We start from the raw sequence: 17,059 nt of genomic DNA on the forward strand, positions 1-17,059 counted from the left end.
CGCCCACCCTGCCAACCGCCCCTGCGCCCTCGTCAGCCGCGCTGTTCGTGCGGGAAAAGATTGCCACCCATGAAATCTACGAAAACCCGCAGTTTCGGGGCCAAGTGCCGGCTCGACGGCCACAGAATACGGAAGCTGCCCGAGTGCTTCACTGCGTCATCCAGCACCGCAACCAATTTCCCGTCGGCAAGCTGATCGCGGATTGCAAAGTCAGGCAGGCAGGCGAGACCGATACCTTCCTGCGCAAGATGGATCAGCGGCTCAATGGCACTGGCGACAGCCGCAGTCTTGATCGCAGGAGAGAACGGCTTGCCATCGACCTGCAAAGGCCATTCTTCGACCTTGCCTGTGCTTGGGAACAGATGACGTAGGCCACGATGCTCCGACAGATCGGAAGCAGTCTGGGGCGTGCCGTGCCCGGCAAGATAGGAGGGAGAGCCAACCAGCCTGTAGCGGAACGTGCCGAGTGTGCGCATCATCAGGCGCGAGTCGCTGATTTCTCCGGTGCGCACCACCGCGTCAAAACCTTCGTCGATCACGTCCACCAGCCGGTCCGTGAAATCAAGGTCCATTTCAATGCCGGGCCATGCCCGCATGAAGGCGGTGAGTGTCGGCATCATCAACATGCCGACCAGCGGCAGACTCACGCGCAGTTTGCCACCCGGCGTTCCCCGCGTCTGCAGTAATTCCAGTTCGGCTGCCTCCATTTCGCTGAAAATGCGGCGGCATCGTTCCAGAAAAAGCGCGCCTTCCGGCGTTAGAGTGACTGTTCGCGTGGAGCGGTGGAACAGGCGCACACCGAGCCGGTCTTCCAACCGGGCAACCGCCTTGCTGACCGCCGAAGAGGAAATGCCAAGTTTCTGACCGGCAGCGGTGAAGCTGCGCATCTCCGCTGCCTGCACAAAGGCGTTGAGTGAGCCGAGACTGTCCATTGCAGATCCATTGTTGACATATCTGTCCGAAGTGTTCGGAACTGTAGCCTTATTCTCATCAAGCCGGAACCTGCCTAGCTTCGCGTCATGCCGTGACCGGCGGATCGTGCCGTCTTGTATGCCGGCCATCCGCAAGCGGCTTTTCAGACAAGGCACAGGCGGACCAATGACTACAGCAAGCGGTACATCACCGGTTCAACCGAACAGCGCGGTACCGGCCATACCCGGCGGGCGGCTTCCACTTGCGGCGCTGCTGGCACTGACCATGGCGGCCTTCATCACCATTCTGACCGAAGCGTTACCTGCGGGCCTGCTGCCGCAGATGGCTGAAAGCCTTTCTGTTTCCGAGGCGCTGGTCGGGCAGCTTGTCACCATTTACGCGATTGGGTCGCTGGTGGCAGCCATTCCGCTGACGACTGCGACACAGGGTTGGCGCCGCCGTCCGCTTCTGCTGCTCGCTATCAGCGGCTTCGCCATCGTGAATACGGTGACGGCCCTATCCGGCAGCTACGTTGTCATCATGATTGCGCGCTTTTTTGCCGGGGTCTTTGCGGGGCTGCTCTGGGCATTGGCGGCGGGCTACGCGGCGCGTATGGTGCCGGAGCATTTGCAGGGCCGGGCGATCGCGATCGCCATGGCGGGAACACCGATTGCACTCTCGCTCGGTATTCCGGCCGGAACTTTCCTTGGTGCCACCGTCGGCTGGCGCGTCACTTTTGGCCTCATGAGCGCGCTGACCGTCATTCTCGTTTTCTGGGTGCTGGCAAAGGTGCCCGATTATCCCGGTCAGGCGCGCGGAAAAGGCTTTTCCATTGTGACGGTCTTCACGTTGCCAGGCATCCGGCCGGTGCTGTTCGTGACGCTGGCCTACGTTCTCGCCCACAACATCCTCTACACCTACATCGCCCCGTTTCTTGTGCCAGCGGGTCTGGCTGACCGCATCGACCTTGTGCTGCTTGTCTTCGGTATGGCTGCGCTGGTCAGCATCTGGATTGCCGGGCTATTGATCGATCGATGGCTGCGGCAACTCGTTCTGGCCAGCATAGTCTTGTTCGGGCTGTCTGCGCTGGCTCTCGGCATCGCAGGCGCCATGCCGCTGGTGGTCTATGCGTCCGTAGCGATTTGGGGGCTCGCGTTTGGCGGCTCTGCGACGCTGTTCCAGACGGCGTCAGCGAAGACGGCAGGCAAGGCGACGGACGTGGCGCAGTCCATGATCGTCACCGTCTGGAATGTGGCGATCGCCGGTGGTGGCATCGCCGGAGGCGTCCTGCTGGAAACCTCCGGTGCCGCTTCGTTTCCATGGACCGTGCTGGCATTGCTCATCGCAGCCCTGGCTGCCGCCTGGGTGGCGCGGTCTCACGGTTTTGCGTCTCCGCGGAAAAATGGCTTGCAAGACACGGACACGAGCACCGGCAACAACCGTTGAGCCATGCACCGGCGAGCCGGAGCTATGATCGACCATCAAGGGGGAGAACCGGTCTCTCTGGGCGCGCACCTGCCGCCAGACGCCGGCCGGCGCCTGGCTGTGGGAGACCTGTTCCCCAAAGAGGTGCGGCACGATATAGATGAAGCAAGGCTGCGGTCTGCACCTCCCGGCGAAGAGGTGATCTCTTTGAGCTTTCACCGCACCGATGATGTTCGGGAAAGGTTGCCGCTCGATGCCGGACCTCCAGCAACTCATTGAACGCGCCAAGGGCACGGAGCACGGCTTCAAGGACCTCGAGGCTGCCGCTGCCGGGGTCCTTGACGAGGCAGCGGCCGGCGAAGCTTTGCAGATAGCGAGCGCCCTTCTGAACGTCGAGCTGGCCCAGGCGCGCTGTATCGGAACGTTCATCCTGGGTGGCTTGGCATCGTCGGATGAAACGGCGCTGGGGATAATGAAGAAGCAGGTCAGCCGGGACGGCGACTGGCGCGTGCAGGAGATCCTTGCCAAGGCATTTGACCGTTATTGTGCAGACATTGGATACGAAGCCGCGCTTCCAGTCATCAGGGAATGGCTGGCAGATCCATCCGTCAATGTCCGCCGTGCCGTGACGGAGGGGCTGAGAATCTGGACGGGGCGCCCGTATTTTTGCGATCATCCCATGGCTGCAATCGAACTGCTTTCCCCATTCAGGAACGACGGCAGCGAGTATCTGAGGAAGTCGGTTGGCAACGCGCTGCGGGATATCAGCAAGAAGCATCCCGAACTGATCAGGCAAGCCGTGGAGCAATGGAACCTTGATGAGCGCGGAACGAAGCAGACCTACAAACTGGCGACGCGGTTGATTCGAGGGGAATGAACAACCAGCCGTCCTGTTGACGGCCATGCTCATCACCGGCATCCGGCCGGACCTGCCGGGCCAGATCACGGCGAATACATGTGACCGCCCGGCCGGATCGCTGCTTCTGATCCCGCAGAGACGCGCATCTCCGGTCAAACGATGACGGCTCCTGTCACGGCCATATGCGGGCTTTTCAGCATCGCGCCGCGGCCGCCAGCGGCGCGCTTTGCATCATGGGGCCGAAATCGGAGTTTTTGCGAACTTTGGGCGCCGCTTCGGTCGTAGAAACGGTGGCGTTCGAATTCCAGCCTCGCGCGCAGAGGCTTGCATGGCCGCCATGAGGAAGGCCGCAGATGGATGCCCCGCCCCTGCAGCGCCTCCAAACCGGCAGCTGCCCTGAGGGATTGCGGGCCATTGAACGATCCGCGTTGCCTACATGTCCGGCTGGCTGGCTGCCGCGAAAGCCGTGACCAATGTATCGATCACCGCATGAAGCCGCGGCTCCAGGTCCAGACCAGCGACGGCGGCCTGCTCCACATGAGCAGGATGGACGAAGACCGTAACAGCATCCCGCACCACACCGGCAGCCACGTCGAGGTCGGGGATACGGAACTCGCCCCGCACCACCCCATCCTCCAGCACCTGCCGCACGAGCCCGGTCATGCGGCGCGCATAGTCGCCGACGAGGTCCGGGCGTTCGGCGATAATCCGGCGGTAGAGACCGTGGATCTCCGGATCGTCCCCCAGCTTGGCCCGCTTGCTGCGGTGGAGCGCCAGGACAAGGCCGCGCAGCCTTTCTGCCGCAGATCCATCGGCTTTGGCGAAGCGGGCCGCCAGTTCGGCCTCTTCGGCCATCGTCCGCGCCGCAAGGGCGTCAAAGATATCCGCTTTCGACCGGAAGTGCCGGTAGAGCGCCGAATGCGACAGGCCCATGGCCTTGGCGATGTCGACAACATTTGTCTTGGCCTCGCCGAACCGGCGGACCTGTTCGGCGGCGGTGTCCAGAATGCGGTCGCGATGATCGTGGGCGTCGTTCGTCATGCGCAGCTTCTAGCTGACACATCGCATGCATGCAACATGTAACAAATTTCATATTTTGTATTGTGTAACGTTTTTGGATGTGACACGTTGGGACAAACGGCCTTCAGGAGATAGTCATGAGCCAGTTTCCTTCCCAGCAGACACCCCGCCTCGCCCTCGTCACCGGAGGCTCCGGTTTCGTCGGCGGGCATCTCATCCGCCGCCTGCTGTCGGATGGCTGGCGCGTCCTTGCGCTTGGCCGCAGCGACAAGGCGCGGGCGGAGATCGAGGCCCTCGGCGCCGAGCCGGTTGAGGGCGACCTTCTGGACCGCACGGCGCTGGCCGGCGCGATGGATGGGGTCGAGGTGGTGTTCCACGTCGCGGCGCATTTCAAGCTCTGGGGGCCGGTGTCCCTGTTCCGCCGGATCAATGTCGAAGGCACGCGCAACGTCGTGGAGGCGGCGGAGCGGGCCGGTGTGCGCCGCATCGTCTATGTCAGCGCCGCCGCCGTCGTCATGGGCCGCCCCGAACCGATGCGTGGCGTGACCGAGGACATGCCCCTGCACAAGATGCCGTTTGCACCCTACGCCGCATCCAAGGCCGAAGCGGAGGAAGTGCTCCTGGCGGCCAATGGCCGCCGCGCCGGCTTCTCCACCGTGGCCATCCGGCCGCCTTTCATCTGGGGGCCGGGCATGCCGGCGCTTGACCGCATGGTCGAAACCGTTCGCGCAGGGCAGTTCCAATGGGTTGCTGGCGGCGGGCAGGCACTTTCCACCTGCCATGTCGATAACCTTTGCCACGCGCTGATTCTGGCCGCCGATCGCGGGTCAGGCGGAGAGGCCTTCTTTGTGAGCGATGGCGAGGACACGACGCTGAAGTCCTTCCTGACGCGCCTGCTCGCCAGCCGCGGCGTGACGCCCAAGGACCGCGCCGTGCCGTTTGGCATCGCCTGGACGATGGCGGGTGTGATGGGGGCGGTCTGGCGGATCTTCCGCCGCAAGGGCGAGCCGCCGGTCACCTGGCAGATGCTGCGGTTCATCGGCAAGGATTTCACCATCGACGTGAGCCGTGCGCGAAATCAACTCGGTTACGCTCCGGTCATCTCGGCGGCTGATGGCATGCGCGCAATGCAGGCGAAAAACCTTCGCTGACATCAGCTTGCCCCCTTCACGAGACGGATGCGGCCTCTCCGGTTGTGGTGTTTTCGATCTTCCGGCATGTCTGTCCCTTCGCGGAGGGGCAGGGGGCTTATACCGGCTGGCCCCCCCATCGCCCCCATCCTGTCCGGCTGGTGGCACTGCTGATCCGGCGCGGTGCATGGAAACTCTTCGAGCATACCCTGCTCCTCCTCCTTGAGGGGGCATCCGGTAACGCCGGGTGCCCCGGTATCTCGGCTCATCCTGGAAAAGCGGTTCCGGGCATCCAGACGTGAACCATATTCAAGTCTGGTCGCTGACCTCCGTTCGTGTGCTGACGGCGCACATCTGCGAGGATCACGCCGGGGGAGTGATCGCGGCCGGACCGGGCCGCACTGCCGGGCTCTGGATCACCGGGAGCTTCTGATCGTGAGCACGTCGAGTGTCAGGACGGCCGCCTCGCTGTGCGGCGAACGTGGATGAAACCCAGCAGTCCCTATCGCTCGCCGTGATTGTGAGGTGCAGGCCGGAGCCGCTCGAGCAGATAGCGGCTTGGCGGCTTGCCGGCCATTTTTCGGAACATGGTCACGAAACTGCTGGCGCTTTCATAGCCGAGATCCATCGCGACGGCCTGGACCGTCTGGCCGGCGCTCAGATGCCGCAAGGCGAGGACAACGTGCAACTGCCGGCGCCAGCGGCCGAAACTCATGCCCACCTGTTCCGCCAGCAGGCGGCTCAGGCTGCGCTCGCTGAGCGCGATGCGGGCGGCCCACTCCGCGACGGTCGCATGATCCGCAGGTGCGGCGATCAACAGATCGGTCAGCTTCCTCAGGCGTGAATCGCTGGGGATCGGGAGGCGGAGGTCTTCGACCGGCGCCGCAGCCAGCTCATCGAAGATAACGGACACGATGCGGCCGTCCGGACCGTCGACGTCATAGCGCTCCGGAAGCTCGTTGGCCCGCATCAGCAGATGACGGAGCAGGCCCGACACAGTGATCGTGCAGCATTGGTCCGGCAGGTTCGGAGCCTCAGGCGGTTCGATGAAGAGGGAGATGCACTCCACCTCACCTGAGCCGAAGACGGTATGGGGCAGCCCGCCGGGAATCCACACGGCGCATTGCGGCGGCACGATCCAGACAGCGTCTTCAACCTCGCAGTTGATGACGCCACGGACCGTGAAAAGCAGTTGCGCTTTCTGATGCGAGTGCCGGGGCGATTGCTCCAGGCTTTCAAGACTGGCGACGGCATTGGCCGCGACGAGGGCGCGCGGAATCTCATCAATATAAGAAAGCCAATCGCTGCGGACGTCTACATACATCAAAGGCCCCGGCGTTTTCCATCTTGGCCGGATTGAAACATACAATGGCAGAGTTGCGCAATGACGCCACCATTCAGCTGACCTATTGCTTTCAGGCAGAAGGGACACGCGGCAATCATGATCGCGTGTCCCTTCGATAGGGCAGTGCTCAACTGCCCTATCGAGCAAATTCGGATAGGAGTGTTGATGTGATCGCAAAGAAACCAGTTGAGCTCGCACTCGCGTGGCTTGTTCCTGCGGCCGGTGCCGCAATCTTTGTCACGATCCAGTGCTTCTCTTATCTGAACGATTACGTCAGAAGCGGCGGGACGATGCAGGCCATGACGTTCGGCCCCGCCGCGTTGTGGGGCGTATCTGTTTTTTACGGCGCCTGGGTTGTCCCGCCGTTGTTGGCGCTTGCCGGAAGGCGCGCGGCCGACTGGGCCATGCTCGTCCTCGGCGGTCTCCTTTTCGCCATGAGCACGCTCGCCGGCGTGGCGGATGGCTTGCGCGACGGCGGCCATCTCGTTGCCTTGGAACTGCTGGCAGTCACGCTTCCGGGCGCGGCCGCGCTGCTCATGTCGTGGCGGCACATCCGCTCGCATTGAAAGCATCCATCCCGGCTTGAGCAATTCCAGGTGAAGTGGACACCGGTTCACCGTCCGGAATTGCGCAGAAACTCTAAGGAGACGATACATGCCTTTGGACAGCACGAACTTCCCGCTCGTCTGGATGAGTTATGACCACGGTCCCGATCACGGCCACGACGAGGACTTCGAGGCGTTGGAGGCCAATCTGCAGCGCGGCGCGCCGTTCGTGATCCTGACAGATTCCGTGCCGGCCGAAGAGCACGAGCACAGCCAGGAAGAAAAGAAGCGCACCTCGCTGTGGATGAAGAAGCACAAGGCAGAACTGCGCACGCTCGTGCTGGCGATGATCGTGATCGAGCCGAGCGCCGCCAAGCGTCTGGCCTTCAAGCCTTTCGGTGTGGCCTTCGCCAAGTTCTGGGGCTATCCGATGAGGCTCGCCTCGTCTCGCGAGGAGGCCCTGGAGATCGCGGGGAAACTGCTGTCGGAGCGCGCCGGGTCTGCAACGGCCTGACAAACGGCTGAGCGGACGGTGCGAAGACGAACTTCAGTTCACGCTGGCCATGAAGGGCTATTGCTTGGGGATGGCCACCGCCCACCTCTCGATAGGCTCACTCCACGGTTTCATTGACTTGATGTTGGCGGTGACGGAGCCCCTGAACTTCCGTCATCAAGCCGGTGACAACATTCCAGTGGATCAACCCGGCATGGTGGAGCGGCGATCACGGCAATGATCCCGCTGCAGAACGGAGCCGCTGGCGAGCCAAAACGGTCGATCCCGCCGGGCACGCAACCAGTGCGATCGTTTTGTGATCCGGATGTTCGCTGAGGGCGGCCGTCTATGATGGGCTCCAGATCAAACACCCTTACGCGCCTCACCTCGTGCAATTATTCCGGCCAAAGGCGTTTCGAACTTTTTCACCGCCAAACGCCGCCGTTTCTACGCTCTTCCGCGCACGCGCACGCGCCGGCCTCTGCCGGATGCAAGGGCGTGGTCTCGGCGGCGAAAGCGCATTGTGAAGGGAAATCGACAGTATTTGGCGCGCCTCGACGGAGAAGATTCGAACGCGCTTTTTGAGGTTCTGGCCGACTGGAACCACCAACTCAAGCACCTGAAACGCGATCTGCGGGGGCCGAAGCCATGACCGCCGCCGATCACAAAAAGCAGGCCGGTAGCAGCAAACCTTTCACTGTCCGGCTATCCGATTCCGAACGATCCGAGCTTGAGCACCGCGCCGGTGAAATGCCGGTTGGCGCGTATGTGAAATGCGTCCTGTTTGCCGATGGCAAGAAACAGGATCATCGCGGTGCCCGCGCGCCGGTGCAGGATCGTGTGGCCATGGCGTCCCTGCTGGCGAAGATGGGAGCAAGCCGAACGGCAGAATGGCTGGCTATGCTCGCTCATGCTGCCGAAAGCGGATCATTGGCCGTCGATGCGGAAACGACCGCCAAACTGCATCAAGCCTGCCACGATGTCCTCGTTATCCGCCTGCTGCTGATGCAGGCTCTGGGATTCCAGATAGATGACAGCGAGGCGGCGGCGTTGCAGGCAGTCACGAGCGATCCCCAAGCGCGGGAGGCGGCGTGATGATCCTCAAAGGCTCACAGCGCGCGGGCGCAAAACAGCTTTCCGTGCATTTGCTGAACACCCGCGACAACGATCACGTTACCGTGCTGGAACTGCGCGGGTTCATTGCCCGCGACCTTCACGGCGCACTGGCGGAAGCCTATGCGATCTCGAAGGGGACGAAGTGCCAGCAATTCATGTTCTCGCTGAGCCTCAATCCGCCGATGCAGGCCGTCGCGGGTGAGGACGATTTCCGGCGTGCTGCCGATGAAGCGGAAAAACGTCTCGGTCTGGACGGACAGCCGCGTGCCATTGTGATGCACGAGAAGGAAGGACGGCGGCATGCGCATGTCGTCTGGTCGCGGATCGACCCCGACACCATGACGGCGATCAACCTGCCGCACTTCAAGCGCAAGCTGACCGATCTGGCGCGCGACCTGTATCTGGAGCATGAATGGAACTTGCCGGACGGCCTGCGGCGCGACGGCGGCAAGTCGCCGCTCAACTTCACCCTGGCCGAATGGCAGCAGGCAAGGCGGCTGAACCTCGACCCGCGCGAGATTCGGCAGAGCTTTCAGGAAGCGTGGCAACGATCGGACGATGCACGCTCGTTCGATGCGGCTTTGCGCGAGCGTGGCTATTTCCTTGCAAAAGGAGATCGGCGCGGTCTGGTCGCCCTTGATGTTAACGGCGAGGTGTTTGCGATCTCGCGGTGGACGGGACTGCGGACGAAGGATGTTCGGGACAGGCTAGGCGATCCGGAAAACCTTCGCCCGCTCGACGAGGTGCGTCAGCACGTCAAAGGGCTGGTTTCGGAGAAACTGCATGGCTTCATCAGGGACGTCGATCAGCGTCATGAGGATGAGATGCAACCCCTGAACGATCAGCGCAGGGGGATGATTGAGGCGCACCGGAAGGAGCGCGAGACGCTTCGCACCGGGCAGGACAAACGATGGCAACGGGAACAGCGGGATCGCTCGCAACGCTTCAATACGGGGCTGCGCGGTCTATGGGATCGTCTCACCGGAGCGGCCGCCACCATCCGTAAGCAGAACGAACAGGAAGCGATGGCGTGCCTTCTCCGTGACCGCCGACAGCGGGATGATCTGGTGCGGGCTCAGATGGAGGAACGACGCGCGTTGCAAAAGCAGGTGGAAAGCGTTCGGCGTCGGCATGCAATGAACCGCCGACTGCTCGCGCGTGAAATCGCCCAGTCGCTCCAACGGCTGGAACAGGCGCGGGAGGCAGCGAACCGCGCACGGCAACCGCGTCACCGCACGCTGTCACGATAGCCGGAACTGCCCCCTTCTCCGCCGAAGAAAGGCCGTGTGATGGCCGGGTAGGACTCCGTCTGTGTGCAACGCAAGACGGAGAACTGCCTTATGCCCCGCTCCCTTTTGAAGAAAATCGCCCGAGGCCGCGCAAAGCTTCGATCATCAGTGAAGTCGGCCGAGCTGCCGGATTTTAGCGAGATTGCCGCCATTGTGCGGGAAGCGCCCTTGCTGTCGGGCGCTGTGGCCGGCGCCGGCCTGACCCTGCTATTCGGCAGTGTCGGCATGTTTGACGACTACTACCTTCCCGGCAGGTTTGTCCTCCACGACACCACCTCCCTGCGGGTTGGCAGCGTGGCGGCGTCCGCCATTGCCGGCTTCGGGCTGGGCTGGCTGCTTTCTCCCCGCGCCGGACGCTTGCGAAGCTTCCTGCTCGGCGGTGCGGCCGGCATCGCATTGATCGCCACCATTGCCGATCACGGCGCGATTGGCTGGGGAACGGCGACCATATTGAGCATTGCCGGCTTCATGGGCGGTATGGGCTACTGGGCGCGCAAGATGGTCCGGCGGCTCATGGAGCGCCCGACCACCTTCGGCACGGCGGCCTGGGCGACCATCCAGGATCTTCTAACCGGTGGCCTTTTGAGCGGCAAAGGCTTCCGCCTTGGCTTCACCCCCGACGGCATGCGGCTGTCCTATGCCGGTGACCGGCACATGCTCACCGTTGCGCCCAACCGCTCCGGCAAGGGCACAACCGTCATCATCCCCAATCTCCTGACCTGGGAAGGCTCGGTGATGGTGATCGATCCCAAGGGCGAGAACGCCATGATCACCGCCGGGCAACGCCGCGCCATGGGGCAGAAAGTCCATGTGATCGACCCGTGGGGCATTACCGGTCTGGATGTGTCGCGGATCAACCCGCTGGACTGGCTGGCCGCCGGCGATGTCGATATCGGCGACAACGCCATCCTGCTGGCCGACGCCATTGTGGTCGTTAGTGGCAATGAACAGTTCTGGGATGAAGAGGCCAAGGCTATTCTGGTCGGCGTCCTGATTTTCGTGGCAACCGATCCGGCCGAAAAAGGACAGCGCCATCTGGGGCGCGTGCGCGATCTCCTGCTTCTGGATGGCGATGATCTGCGGCGGCTGTTTCAGCAAATGCTGGACTCGCCCCACCATATCGTCGCCAGCACCGGTGCGCGCTGTCTCCAGAAAGACGAGAAACTGCTCTCCAACGTCCTCGCCTCCGTCCAGGCGCAGACGCATTTCCTCGACAGCCCGCGCCTGCGGGACAGCCTGTCGCATTCGGATTTCAGCTTTGAAGAGTTGAAGGCTGAGCCGACCAGCATCTATCTGGTGCTACCAACCGACCGGCTGAACAGCCACGGGCGCTGGCTGCGCCTGCTGATCCAGCAGGCATTGACCATGAATGCCCGCAACATCGAACAGAAGCCGGACAAGTCGGTGCTGTTCATCCTCGATGAAATGCCCGCCCTTGGCCGTCTGACCATGGTCGAACAGGCTTTCGGGCTGATGGCGGGGTACGGCATGCAGATTCACGGTGTGGTGCAGGATGCCAGCCAGCTGAAGCGCATTTACGGCGATGGCTGGGAAACCTTCATCTCAAATGCCGGGGTGATCCAGTATTTCGGGTCACGGGATCGAATGACGGCCGAGTATTTCTCGGCGCTTTGCGGCACTACGACGGTCTGGAATTTCAGCAGCGCGGTCGGGCGGGTCTTTGGCAGCAGCGGCCAGGGCGGCTCGTCCAGCTCGACCAGCAATTCCGACACCACGGCGGCAGCGCAGCGCAAACTGGCCTATGCCGACGAACTCATGCGCCTGCCCGAGGATCGGCAGTTGCTGCTGGTTGAAAACCTCAACCCGATCATTGGCCGCAAGCAGCCTTGGTTCGAGGATGAGGAATTGCGATCTCTGGGCCGCAATCTGCGCGATCCCTCCTGAACCGCATGGCCGGAGATGATCCGGCCACGCCTTTGCTTGTAACCTCAGGAGCAATCCCATGACCGAGCGCGACGTGACAAAGCGTTTCCGGTTGGCGGCAACGCCCCAACGGGATGAGCCGAAAATCCGCGACAAGGATAATGCCGGACACCGCCCGCCCCCTCCAAAAGCTGTGACCCGTCCGGCTCCCAATCTTGCGCCACCGGGGAGTGTCGGCATCAAGCGGGCATCGCAGATCGGCCCGGGCATCCGAACAAAACCCGCCAAGCGCTTCCGGCTTGGAGAAGGCAGTGAACTGGCGGACACCTTCAGCCCGATTGCGCGTCCGGGCACGGATCGCAGCCGCGATCGCGGGTAGATGAGGCATAGAATTGATTGCTATAGCTCACGTTTTTGTATTATGATGAGTTATAGAAAGGGCTTCTATAACTCATGAATTGGAACTGGACACAGCCGGAATGGCCGAACTTCACCTTTGACGAGGCGGCTCTCGCGCCCCTCGAAAAACGTTTCCTCCTGCATTCCGGCGAGGTGATCGGCGCGGTGCGGCACGTGAGTGCGGATGAGCGCAACATGCTGCGCATCGAACTGCTGAGCGAGGAAGCGGTCAAGACCTCCGAGATCGAAGGCGAGATGCTAGACCGTCTGAGCGTCCAGTCCTCCCTGCGCCGCCATCTGGGTCTCGATGCCGATCATCGTCCGGCGAAGCCCCAGGAGGAAGGCATCGCGGAAATGATGGTCGATTTGTACGGCAGCTTTGATGCCCCGCTCGATCACGACACGCTGTTTCGGTGGCACCGCATGCTGATGGCTGGCGAACAGCGTATCAGCGTGATCGGCGGATATCGCGATCACGCCGATCCGATGCAGATCGTGTCCGGCAAGATCGGACGGCCGCGGGTTCATTACGAAGCGCCGCCGTCCTCGCGTATTCCCGGTGAAATGGAGCGTTATGTCGCCTGGTTCAATGAGACCGCCCCGCAAGGCGGTGCACCGCTGCCCGCACTGACCCGCGCCGGCCTTGGCCATCTCTATTTCGAGAGCATCCATCCGTTCGAGGATGGCAATGGACGCATTGGGCGCGCTTTAGCCGAAAAATCGCTTGCCCAAAATATCGGGCAGCCGAGCCTGATCGCGCTGGCCTTCACGATCCAGCGCGGCCGCAAGACCTATTACGACCAGCTTGAGCGGCATCAGCGCACTCTCGATATCACCGAGTGGTTGGTCTATTTTGCGGAAACCGTGCTGACAGCGCAGACAAGCACGCTGGATCGCGTCGCTTTCCATATCGGCAAAGCCCGTCTCTACGACCGGCTGCGCGGCCAGCTCAACGAGCGGCAGGAAAAGGCGCTGGCGCGCATGTTCCGCGAAGGGCCGGAAGGCTTCAAGGGTGGTCTGAGCGCCGAGAACTACATTGCGCTGACGCGAACATCGCGGGCGACTGCCACGCGAGACCTGCACGATCTGGTCGAGAAAGGCGCGCTGACCCGCACCGGCGAGCGCCGACACACGCGCTATTGGCTGAATCTACCAGAACGGGAGAACGGGAATGCGTAGCCGCTTCAAGGAGGGCGTTGAAATCATCAGCATGGCTGTCGAGTTGGACCGGGCCGAGTTGCTATGGGCGGCACGGCTGGGCGGGATGGAGTTCGCGGATGATGACGTCGAGGATCTGACCACCCGCATGTTCCATGAACCCCAGCTGGCACGTCTCATCAAACACTACGCGCGACAGGGGTTGCTCGGCTCCCTCCACGCCGCGCGCAATCGCGCGATGGATCAGGCCGAAAAAGAGGAAAAGCGGCAGCGTTTCGAGGCGATGACGCAGCAAAAAGGCGGCATGCTGAATTGAAGGGAGCGAGTTTCGCGACTGATAATGTCGCTCGCCTATATCGTATGGGCTTCCGGCTATAGCTTGGGAGCCTCTCCGACTGCGCCAGATACGCTCTGATAGAGAGCGTCGAGTTTCTGATGCTCGCCTATCGACCAGGTGCGCCAGAAATTGTCCCAAATCTCGTCAGGGTCAGCGATCCACTGTGTAATATAGCTTGCTAAACCTGTTTCCCGTGTACTGCCAATATGCATATGGGTGAGAGGGCCGCAATAGAGGTTAATAGACCCCCGATATATCTGACCCTTGCGGTACCAATCGAACTTGATCTCCTGTAGCGAATGGCGCTTGCAGACCTTATTGCGTTCTGTGCTGTTTGGAAGATTATTGCCTTGGCGATCATAGGAACGATCCTCGCCAAATGTGGAATATGCTGGTCCGTACTTGTCGAGAAGCGCCTGCTTGAGCGTCAGTTCTGTTAGTTTCGCTGTTTCCGGAATCTTCCAGTCACGGCCGACTATCATCACTTTGGCGCTCTTGGTTTCGGAATAGGCGACGCTTATCGTATCGATTTCGTCGCTGTCTTCCGCACCTTTCACGAAATAATGGGTTTCGAGCGTCCAACCCTCCCGGCCTGTCGCAACGCGCGTTGCCTGTTCGTCATGCTCGTACCCGGCATCCTTGAGGATAGCCTCGGCATCGGTGCGGGACATGCCGGTTTTGACCCCAATGATATCAAGGTTTTCGACTTTCACGCGGCGGTCCTCGTCGCGTAACGGGCGCAATCCTGCGATCAGTTCGACTTCTGCGAGAGGTATTCTGTCCGTGAAGGTCACTTTCATGCTGTCAGGCCCAGCACGTTCCATCTGGAACGAAAGCGTCGGCGGGCATTTTTCAGGAGTGCCGTACGAACCGTTCAGGTGAACATCATCAACGGTCGGGTTCAGGTATTGGTAGACATATTGGCATCTGCCGTATCCGATTGGTTCCCAACCTTTAGAGTCTATGTCGATACGGCCGACACCTTCAATGTTCGCGAGTTGCAGGTTGATCGAAGTCCGACCCTGCTTGTATCCTCCAAACCAAACACCATCGGCACCCTGCGCATGAGCAGATGCACCAAAAAGCAATGTGGCGGCAAGTGCGTAGGCAACTGATTTTATGGTTGTCCGCATATCCATCCTGCTTGCCCCTATCGCCTACCGGATCGTCCGTGATGCGGAGTCGAAGCGCGCCCAGGTTTGCGTGCGCGATGCGCCGCCGGCCTGCACCTCGAACTGATAATGCGAGTTGATGCGCCCACCGGAGGTATTGCAGGGTGGCAGGAAGCCGTAATTCACGGTCGTTGTTCCGGAGCCATCCGAGCGGACGGTGGTGCTGCGGTGGTTATATGTCCCGCCATCGCTCCAGTAATCGGTCAGGCGGACACGGATCGGTACGCCTGCCGCAGCCGTGTGCCGGATCGTCACGGTCGGCGGCTGTCCCTGTCCACCCAGATCACGGCAGAGACTGGCATTCGTCATCGGCGTGACGCTGATGCTGCTGATCTCGAAATTCTGTGCCGGGGCGGCAGCAGCCATTTCGGTGCCGTCTCCGGTGGACTGGCATGCGGCCAGCGCTACGAGCATGGTGGCCATGCCTGCAAAACCGCCAAGTTTCTGCACAACGTTCATGTAAACTCCCTCTCCTGTATCTGTTTCTGGTGCTGATGGCCGCACTCGCATGGCCTTGGGAGGGCCTGGCCGAACGGCCAGACCCGGTTTCGTCACTTGTTCTGTCCGGCGCGAAGTCCGGCGTTGAACTGCTCCCGCTGCACCGCATTCGGAATCTGCTGCGGGGTGGCCTGCTGCTGGTGCGGGTTCTGCTGCCCGACCTGCTTGCCCTGATCGTAGGTGCTGCTCACGTCATCTTCTCCATGGCTGAATCATCATGATCTGTGTCAGTGCGGCACTGATACAAACCCTTGGATTCATTATATATTTCCATATTTTATTTCAGAAGGACTTGCCCCGCCGCTAAATGCTTGATTCAATAGGAACCGGATCAACCGCAACGCGGCTGTGAGAGCGGCATCCAAAAAGGAACCTTTTTGAACGGTTGCACCGACCCATCCGCGCTAGCGCCTGTCTCTCCCCCGCTTCACTCATTGCCCTGTCTGATTTGTTCGTAGCCTGCGCTGCGAGCACGGTCAGCGCAGTTCAGCCGAAAAAGCCGAAGCACCGGAAAAAACCAACGGATCGCCTTGCTGTTTCAATGACTTGGCGGGTAATCTGCGCGGGCGGTTACATTGCAGCGGGGGTGCGTATGACCGGCGAGAGGGGTTGGGATACCCGTCATACATGGCACGAGTTGTTGGACGCCCTGTGTATCGAACAGGGGCATCTGGATAATCTCAACCTGGCCGAACGGTTATGTTCGGCCAGCGGTAATCGTTCCCATGCCGCTTTCGACACGGCCTTGAAGAACCTGCACAACTGGCGGCAGGGCGTGCATCTCCCCCAACGGCGCAACTTCCTGCTCTTGACGCACTTACTTGGTGTGGATCGCGATCAGGCCCTGCGCGAACATTGGAACCGCCTATATGCGCAGGCGCGTAGCGCATCACCAGTCGTGGCACCTGTGGCATCCGCGCCAGATGAGGCGCCTGCCAATGCCTTCACCCCACAACGGGCGCACAGGCCACTCGTCTTCGGAGGCGGCATGATCGCGGCTGCACTGGTCGGACTTTTTGCGTATTTCCAGTGGCCAGGCAGCGACGAGACAATTGCTGATCCGGGAACCACCTTTGCCGGTATTCAGGCGGATTATGTTCGTACGGTCACGGCGAAGGTTGGCGATGCGCTCATCATCCATGGCGCGCGGGGCAATAATTGCGGTCCGGCGCCGGAATGGGAAGACGCCAGACATCACCTGCCGGAACTGGTCACAGGAACACTAGCCGATGGTGGGGTGGGTACACGGTTCAGCCGTCAATGCGGCGGAAGGGTTCCTGCCCGTGCGATCCTGTTCACGGCGATAACACCTGGCACCGAGCAGACATCGCTATACGGCGATCCAATAACCATCACCGTTCAGGAGTAAGGCGGCCTATGCGGCCGCCTCCTTGGTTTCGAGTCCGATCAGATAGGTCGCGGCTTTGCTCGCCTGACTGGCGGCGGTAAAGATCGCCTTGCGGTCGTTCCTCAGTAC

Annotated in this window: 19 protein-coding genes; 13 read left to right on the forward strand and 6 right to left on the reverse strand. The window is 61.4% G+C overall.

Annotated elements, in window-relative coordinates:
* Positions 1 to 32 precede the first annotated feature (32 nt).
* Positions 33 to 932, reverse strand: coding sequence for a LysR family transcriptional regulator (locus tag AC0CMF_RS16495; protein ID WP_094462722.1), 900 nt, complete (start codon positions 930 to 932; stop codon positions 33 to 35).
* Between the two features lie 265 nt (positions 933 to 1,197).
* On the opposite strand from AC0CMF_RS16495, the gene AC0CMF_RS16500 reads away from it, so the two are divergent.
* Both AC0CMF_RS16500 and AC0CMF_RS16505 read left to right on the forward strand, forming a co-directional pair.
* On the forward strand, positions 1,198 to 2,358 hold the full coding sequence (locus AC0CMF_RS16500) for an MFS transporter (RefSeq protein WP_374630011.1): 1,161 nt from the start codon (positions 1,198 to 1,200) through the stop codon (positions 2,356 to 2,358).
* A gap of 232 nt (positions 2,359 to 2,590) precedes the next feature.
* Positions 2,591 to 3,214, forward strand: coding sequence for a DNA alkylation repair protein (locus AC0CMF_RS16505; protein WP_374630012.1), 624 nt, complete (start codon positions 2,591 to 2,593; stop codon positions 3,212 to 3,214).
* Between the two features lie 414 nt (positions 3,215 to 3,628).
* On the opposite strand, the gene AC0CMF_RS16510 is transcribed toward AC0CMF_RS16505, so the two are convergent.
* Positions 3,629 to 4,237, reverse strand: coding sequence for a TetR family transcriptional regulator (locus AC0CMF_RS16510; RefSeq protein ID WP_050473513.1), 609 nt, complete (start codon positions 4,235 to 4,237; stop codon positions 3,629 to 3,631).
* Positions 4,238 to 4,353: 116 nt separating this feature from the next.
* Here AC0CMF_RS16510 and AC0CMF_RS16515 point away from each other — a divergent pair, with 116 nt between their 5' ends.
* Both AC0CMF_RS16515 and AC0CMF_RS16520 read left to right on the forward strand, forming a co-directional pair.
* Positions 4,354 to 5,367 (forward strand): NAD-dependent epimerase/dehydratase family protein, encoded by a 1,014-nt coding sequence (locus AC0CMF_RS16515; protein WP_472482189.1) that lies wholly within the window; start codon positions 4,354 to 4,356, stop codon positions 5,365 to 5,367.
* Between the two features lie 277 nt (positions 5,368 to 5,644).
* On the forward strand, positions 5,645 to 5,779 hold the full coding sequence (locus AC0CMF_RS16520) for a hypothetical protein (RefSeq protein ID WP_282097450.1): 135 nt from the start codon (positions 5,645 to 5,647) through the stop codon (positions 5,777 to 5,779).
* A gap of 69 nt (positions 5,780 to 5,848) precedes the next feature.
* On the opposite strand, the gene AC0CMF_RS16525 is transcribed toward AC0CMF_RS16520, so the two are convergent.
* On the reverse strand, positions 5,849 to 6,670 hold the full coding sequence (locus AC0CMF_RS16525) for an AraC family transcriptional regulator (RefSeq protein WP_122518998.1): 822 nt from the start codon (positions 6,668 to 6,670) through the stop codon (positions 5,849 to 5,851).
* Between the two features lie 188 nt (positions 6,671 to 6,858).
* Here AC0CMF_RS16525 and AC0CMF_RS16530 point away from each other — a divergent pair, with 188 nt between their 5' ends.
* The 8 genes from AC0CMF_RS16530 to AC0CMF_RS16565 all read left to right on the forward strand — a co-directional run bounded on the left by AC0CMF_RS16530 (position 6,859) and on the right by AC0CMF_RS16565 (position 13,891).
* Complete coding sequence (locus AC0CMF_RS16530; RefSeq protein WP_050473508.1) at positions 6,859 to 7,257, forward strand: hypothetical protein; 399 nt, start codon at positions 6,859 to 6,861, stop codon at positions 7,255 to 7,257.
* Positions 7,258 to 7,345: 88 nt separating this feature from the next.
* Entirely contained in the window at positions 7,346 to 7,750 is a 405-nt protein-coding gene (locus tag AC0CMF_RS16535) for a hypothetical protein (protein WP_374630013.1), read from the forward strand.
* Positions 7,751 to 8,377: 627 nt separating this feature from the next.
* Entirely contained in the window at positions 8,378 to 8,824 is a 447-nt protein-coding gene (locus AC0CMF_RS16540; protein ID WP_472482192.1) for a hypothetical protein, read from the forward strand.
* A complete protein-coding gene (locus AC0CMF_RS16545) occupies positions 8,824 to 10,095 on the forward strand; it encodes a relaxase/mobilization nuclease domain-containing protein (protein WP_472482194.1) in 1,272 nt (423 codons plus the stop codon). The genes AC0CMF_RS16540 and AC0CMF_RS16545 overlap by 1 nt, the downstream gene beginning before the upstream one ends.
* Before the next feature lie 147 nt (positions 10,096 to 10,242).
* The gene (locus AC0CMF_RS16550) at positions 10,243 to 12,039 is read left to right on the forward strand and encodes a type IV secretory system conjugative DNA transfer family protein (protein WP_472482196.1); all 1,797 of its coding nucleotides are present in this window, start codon (positions 10,243 to 10,245) and stop codon (positions 12,037 to 12,039) included.
* 58 nt (positions 12,040 to 12,097) lie between these two features.
* Positions 12,098 to 12,397: a hypothetical protein gene (locus AC0CMF_RS16555; protein ID WP_472482198.1), complete on the forward strand. Its 300-nt coding sequence runs from the start codon at positions 12,098 to 12,100 to the stop codon at positions 12,395 to 12,397.
* A gap of 74 nt (positions 12,398 to 12,471) precedes the next feature.
* Positions 12,472 to 13,596: a Fic family protein gene (locus AC0CMF_RS16560; RefSeq protein WP_472482200.1), complete on the forward strand. Its 1,125-nt coding sequence runs from the start codon at positions 12,472 to 12,474 to the stop codon at positions 13,594 to 13,596.
* Complete coding sequence (locus AC0CMF_RS16565; RefSeq protein ID WP_472482202.1) at positions 13,589 to 13,891, forward strand: hypothetical protein; 303 nt, start codon at positions 13,589 to 13,591, stop codon at positions 13,889 to 13,891. Before AC0CMF_RS16560 ends, AC0CMF_RS16565 begins: the two co-directional genes overlap by 8 nt.
* A 56-nt stretch (positions 13,892 to 13,947) precedes the next feature.
* On the opposite strand, the gene AC0CMF_RS16570 is transcribed toward AC0CMF_RS16565, so the two are convergent.
* The 3 genes from AC0CMF_RS16570 to AC0CMF_RS16580 all read right to left on the reverse strand — a co-directional run bounded on the left by AC0CMF_RS16570 (position 13,948) and on the right by AC0CMF_RS16580 (position 15,773).
* Positions 13,948 to 15,051: a hypothetical protein gene (locus AC0CMF_RS16570; RefSeq protein WP_472482204.1), complete on the reverse strand. Its 1,104-nt coding sequence runs from the start codon at positions 15,049 to 15,051 to the stop codon at positions 13,948 to 13,950.
* A gap of 18 nt (positions 15,052 to 15,069) precedes the next feature.
* On the reverse strand, positions 15,070 to 15,543 hold the full coding sequence (locus AC0CMF_RS16575; protein ID WP_472482206.1) for a hypothetical protein: 474 nt from the start codon (positions 15,541 to 15,543) through the stop codon (positions 15,070 to 15,072).
* 92 nt (positions 15,544 to 15,635) lie between these two features.
* Entirely contained in the window at positions 15,636 to 15,773 is a 138-nt protein-coding gene (locus AC0CMF_RS16580) for a hypothetical protein (protein ID WP_472482208.1), read from the reverse strand.
* A gap of 401 nt (positions 15,774 to 16,174) precedes the next feature.
* Here AC0CMF_RS16580 and AC0CMF_RS16585 point away from each other — a divergent pair, with 401 nt between their 5' ends.
* A complete protein-coding gene (locus tag AC0CMF_RS16585) occupies positions 16,175 to 16,951 on the forward strand; it encodes a hypothetical protein (protein ID WP_472482210.1) in 777 nt (258 codons plus the stop codon).
* Positions 16,952 to 17,059 lie beyond the last annotated feature (108 nt).

Source organism: Pannonibacter sp. CBAS1226, assembly GCF_055685825.1.

What these genes read in the sequence shown, in the direction of transcription:
- AC0CMF_RS16585 (WP_472482210.1), top strand. Translation starts at nt 16,175, where the DNA reads ATGACCGGCGAGAGGGGTTGGGATACCCGTCATACATGGCACGAGTTG.
- AC0CMF_RS16575 (WP_472482206.1), bottom strand. Translation starts at nt 15,543, where the DNA reads ATGAACGTTGTGCAGAAACTTGGCGGTTTTGCAGGCATGGCCACCATG.
- AC0CMF_RS16570 (WP_472482204.1), bottom strand. Translation starts at nt 15,051, where the DNA reads ATGGATATGCGGACAACCATAAAATCAGTTGCCTACGCACTTGCCGCC.
- AC0CMF_RS16495 (WP_094462722.1), bottom strand. Translation starts at nt 932, where the DNA reads ATGGACAGTCTCGGCTCACTCAACGCCTTTGTGCAGGCAGCGGAGATG.
- AC0CMF_RS16560 (WP_472482200.1), top strand. Translation starts at nt 12,472, where the DNA reads ATGAATTGGAACTGGACACAGCCGGAATGGCCGAACTTCACCTTTGAC.
- AC0CMF_RS16510 (WP_050473513.1), bottom strand. Translation starts at nt 4,237, where the DNA reads ATGACGAACGACGCCCACGATCATCGCGACCGCATTCTGGACACCGCC.
- AC0CMF_RS16515 (WP_472482189.1), top strand. Translation starts at nt 4,354, where the DNA reads ATGAGCCAGTTTCCTTCCCAGCAGACACCCCGCCTCGCCCTCGTCACC.
- AC0CMF_RS16505 (WP_374630012.1), top strand. Translation starts at nt 2,591, where the DNA reads ATGCCGGACCTCCAGCAACTCATTGAACGCGCCAAGGGCACGGAGCAC.
- AC0CMF_RS16565 (WP_472482202.1), top strand. Translation starts at nt 13,589, where the DNA reads ATGCGTAGCCGCTTCAAGGAGGGCGTTGAAATCATCAGCATGGCTGTC.
- AC0CMF_RS16545 (WP_472482194.1), top strand. Translation starts at nt 8,824, where the DNA reads ATGATCCTCAAAGGCTCACAGCGCGCGGGCGCAAAACAGCTTTCCGTG.
- AC0CMF_RS16555 (WP_472482198.1), top strand. Translation starts at nt 12,098, where the DNA reads ATGACCGAGCGCGACGTGACAAAGCGTTTCCGGTTGGCGGCAACGCCC.
- AC0CMF_RS16500 (WP_374630011.1), top strand. Translation starts at nt 1,198, where the DNA reads ATGGCGGCCTTCATCACCATTCTGACCGAAGCGTTACCTGCGGGCCTG.
- AC0CMF_RS16540 (WP_472482192.1), top strand. Translation starts at nt 8,378, where the DNA reads ATGACCGCCGCCGATCACAAAAAGCAGGCCGGTAGCAGCAAACCTTTC.
- AC0CMF_RS16525 (WP_122518998.1), bottom strand. Translation starts at nt 6,670, where the DNA reads ATGTATGTAGACGTCCGCAGCGATTGGCTTTCTTATATTGATGAGATT.
- AC0CMF_RS16535 (WP_374630013.1), top strand. Translation starts at nt 7,346, where the DNA reads ATGCCTTTGGACAGCACGAACTTCCCGCTCGTCTGGATGAGTTATGAC.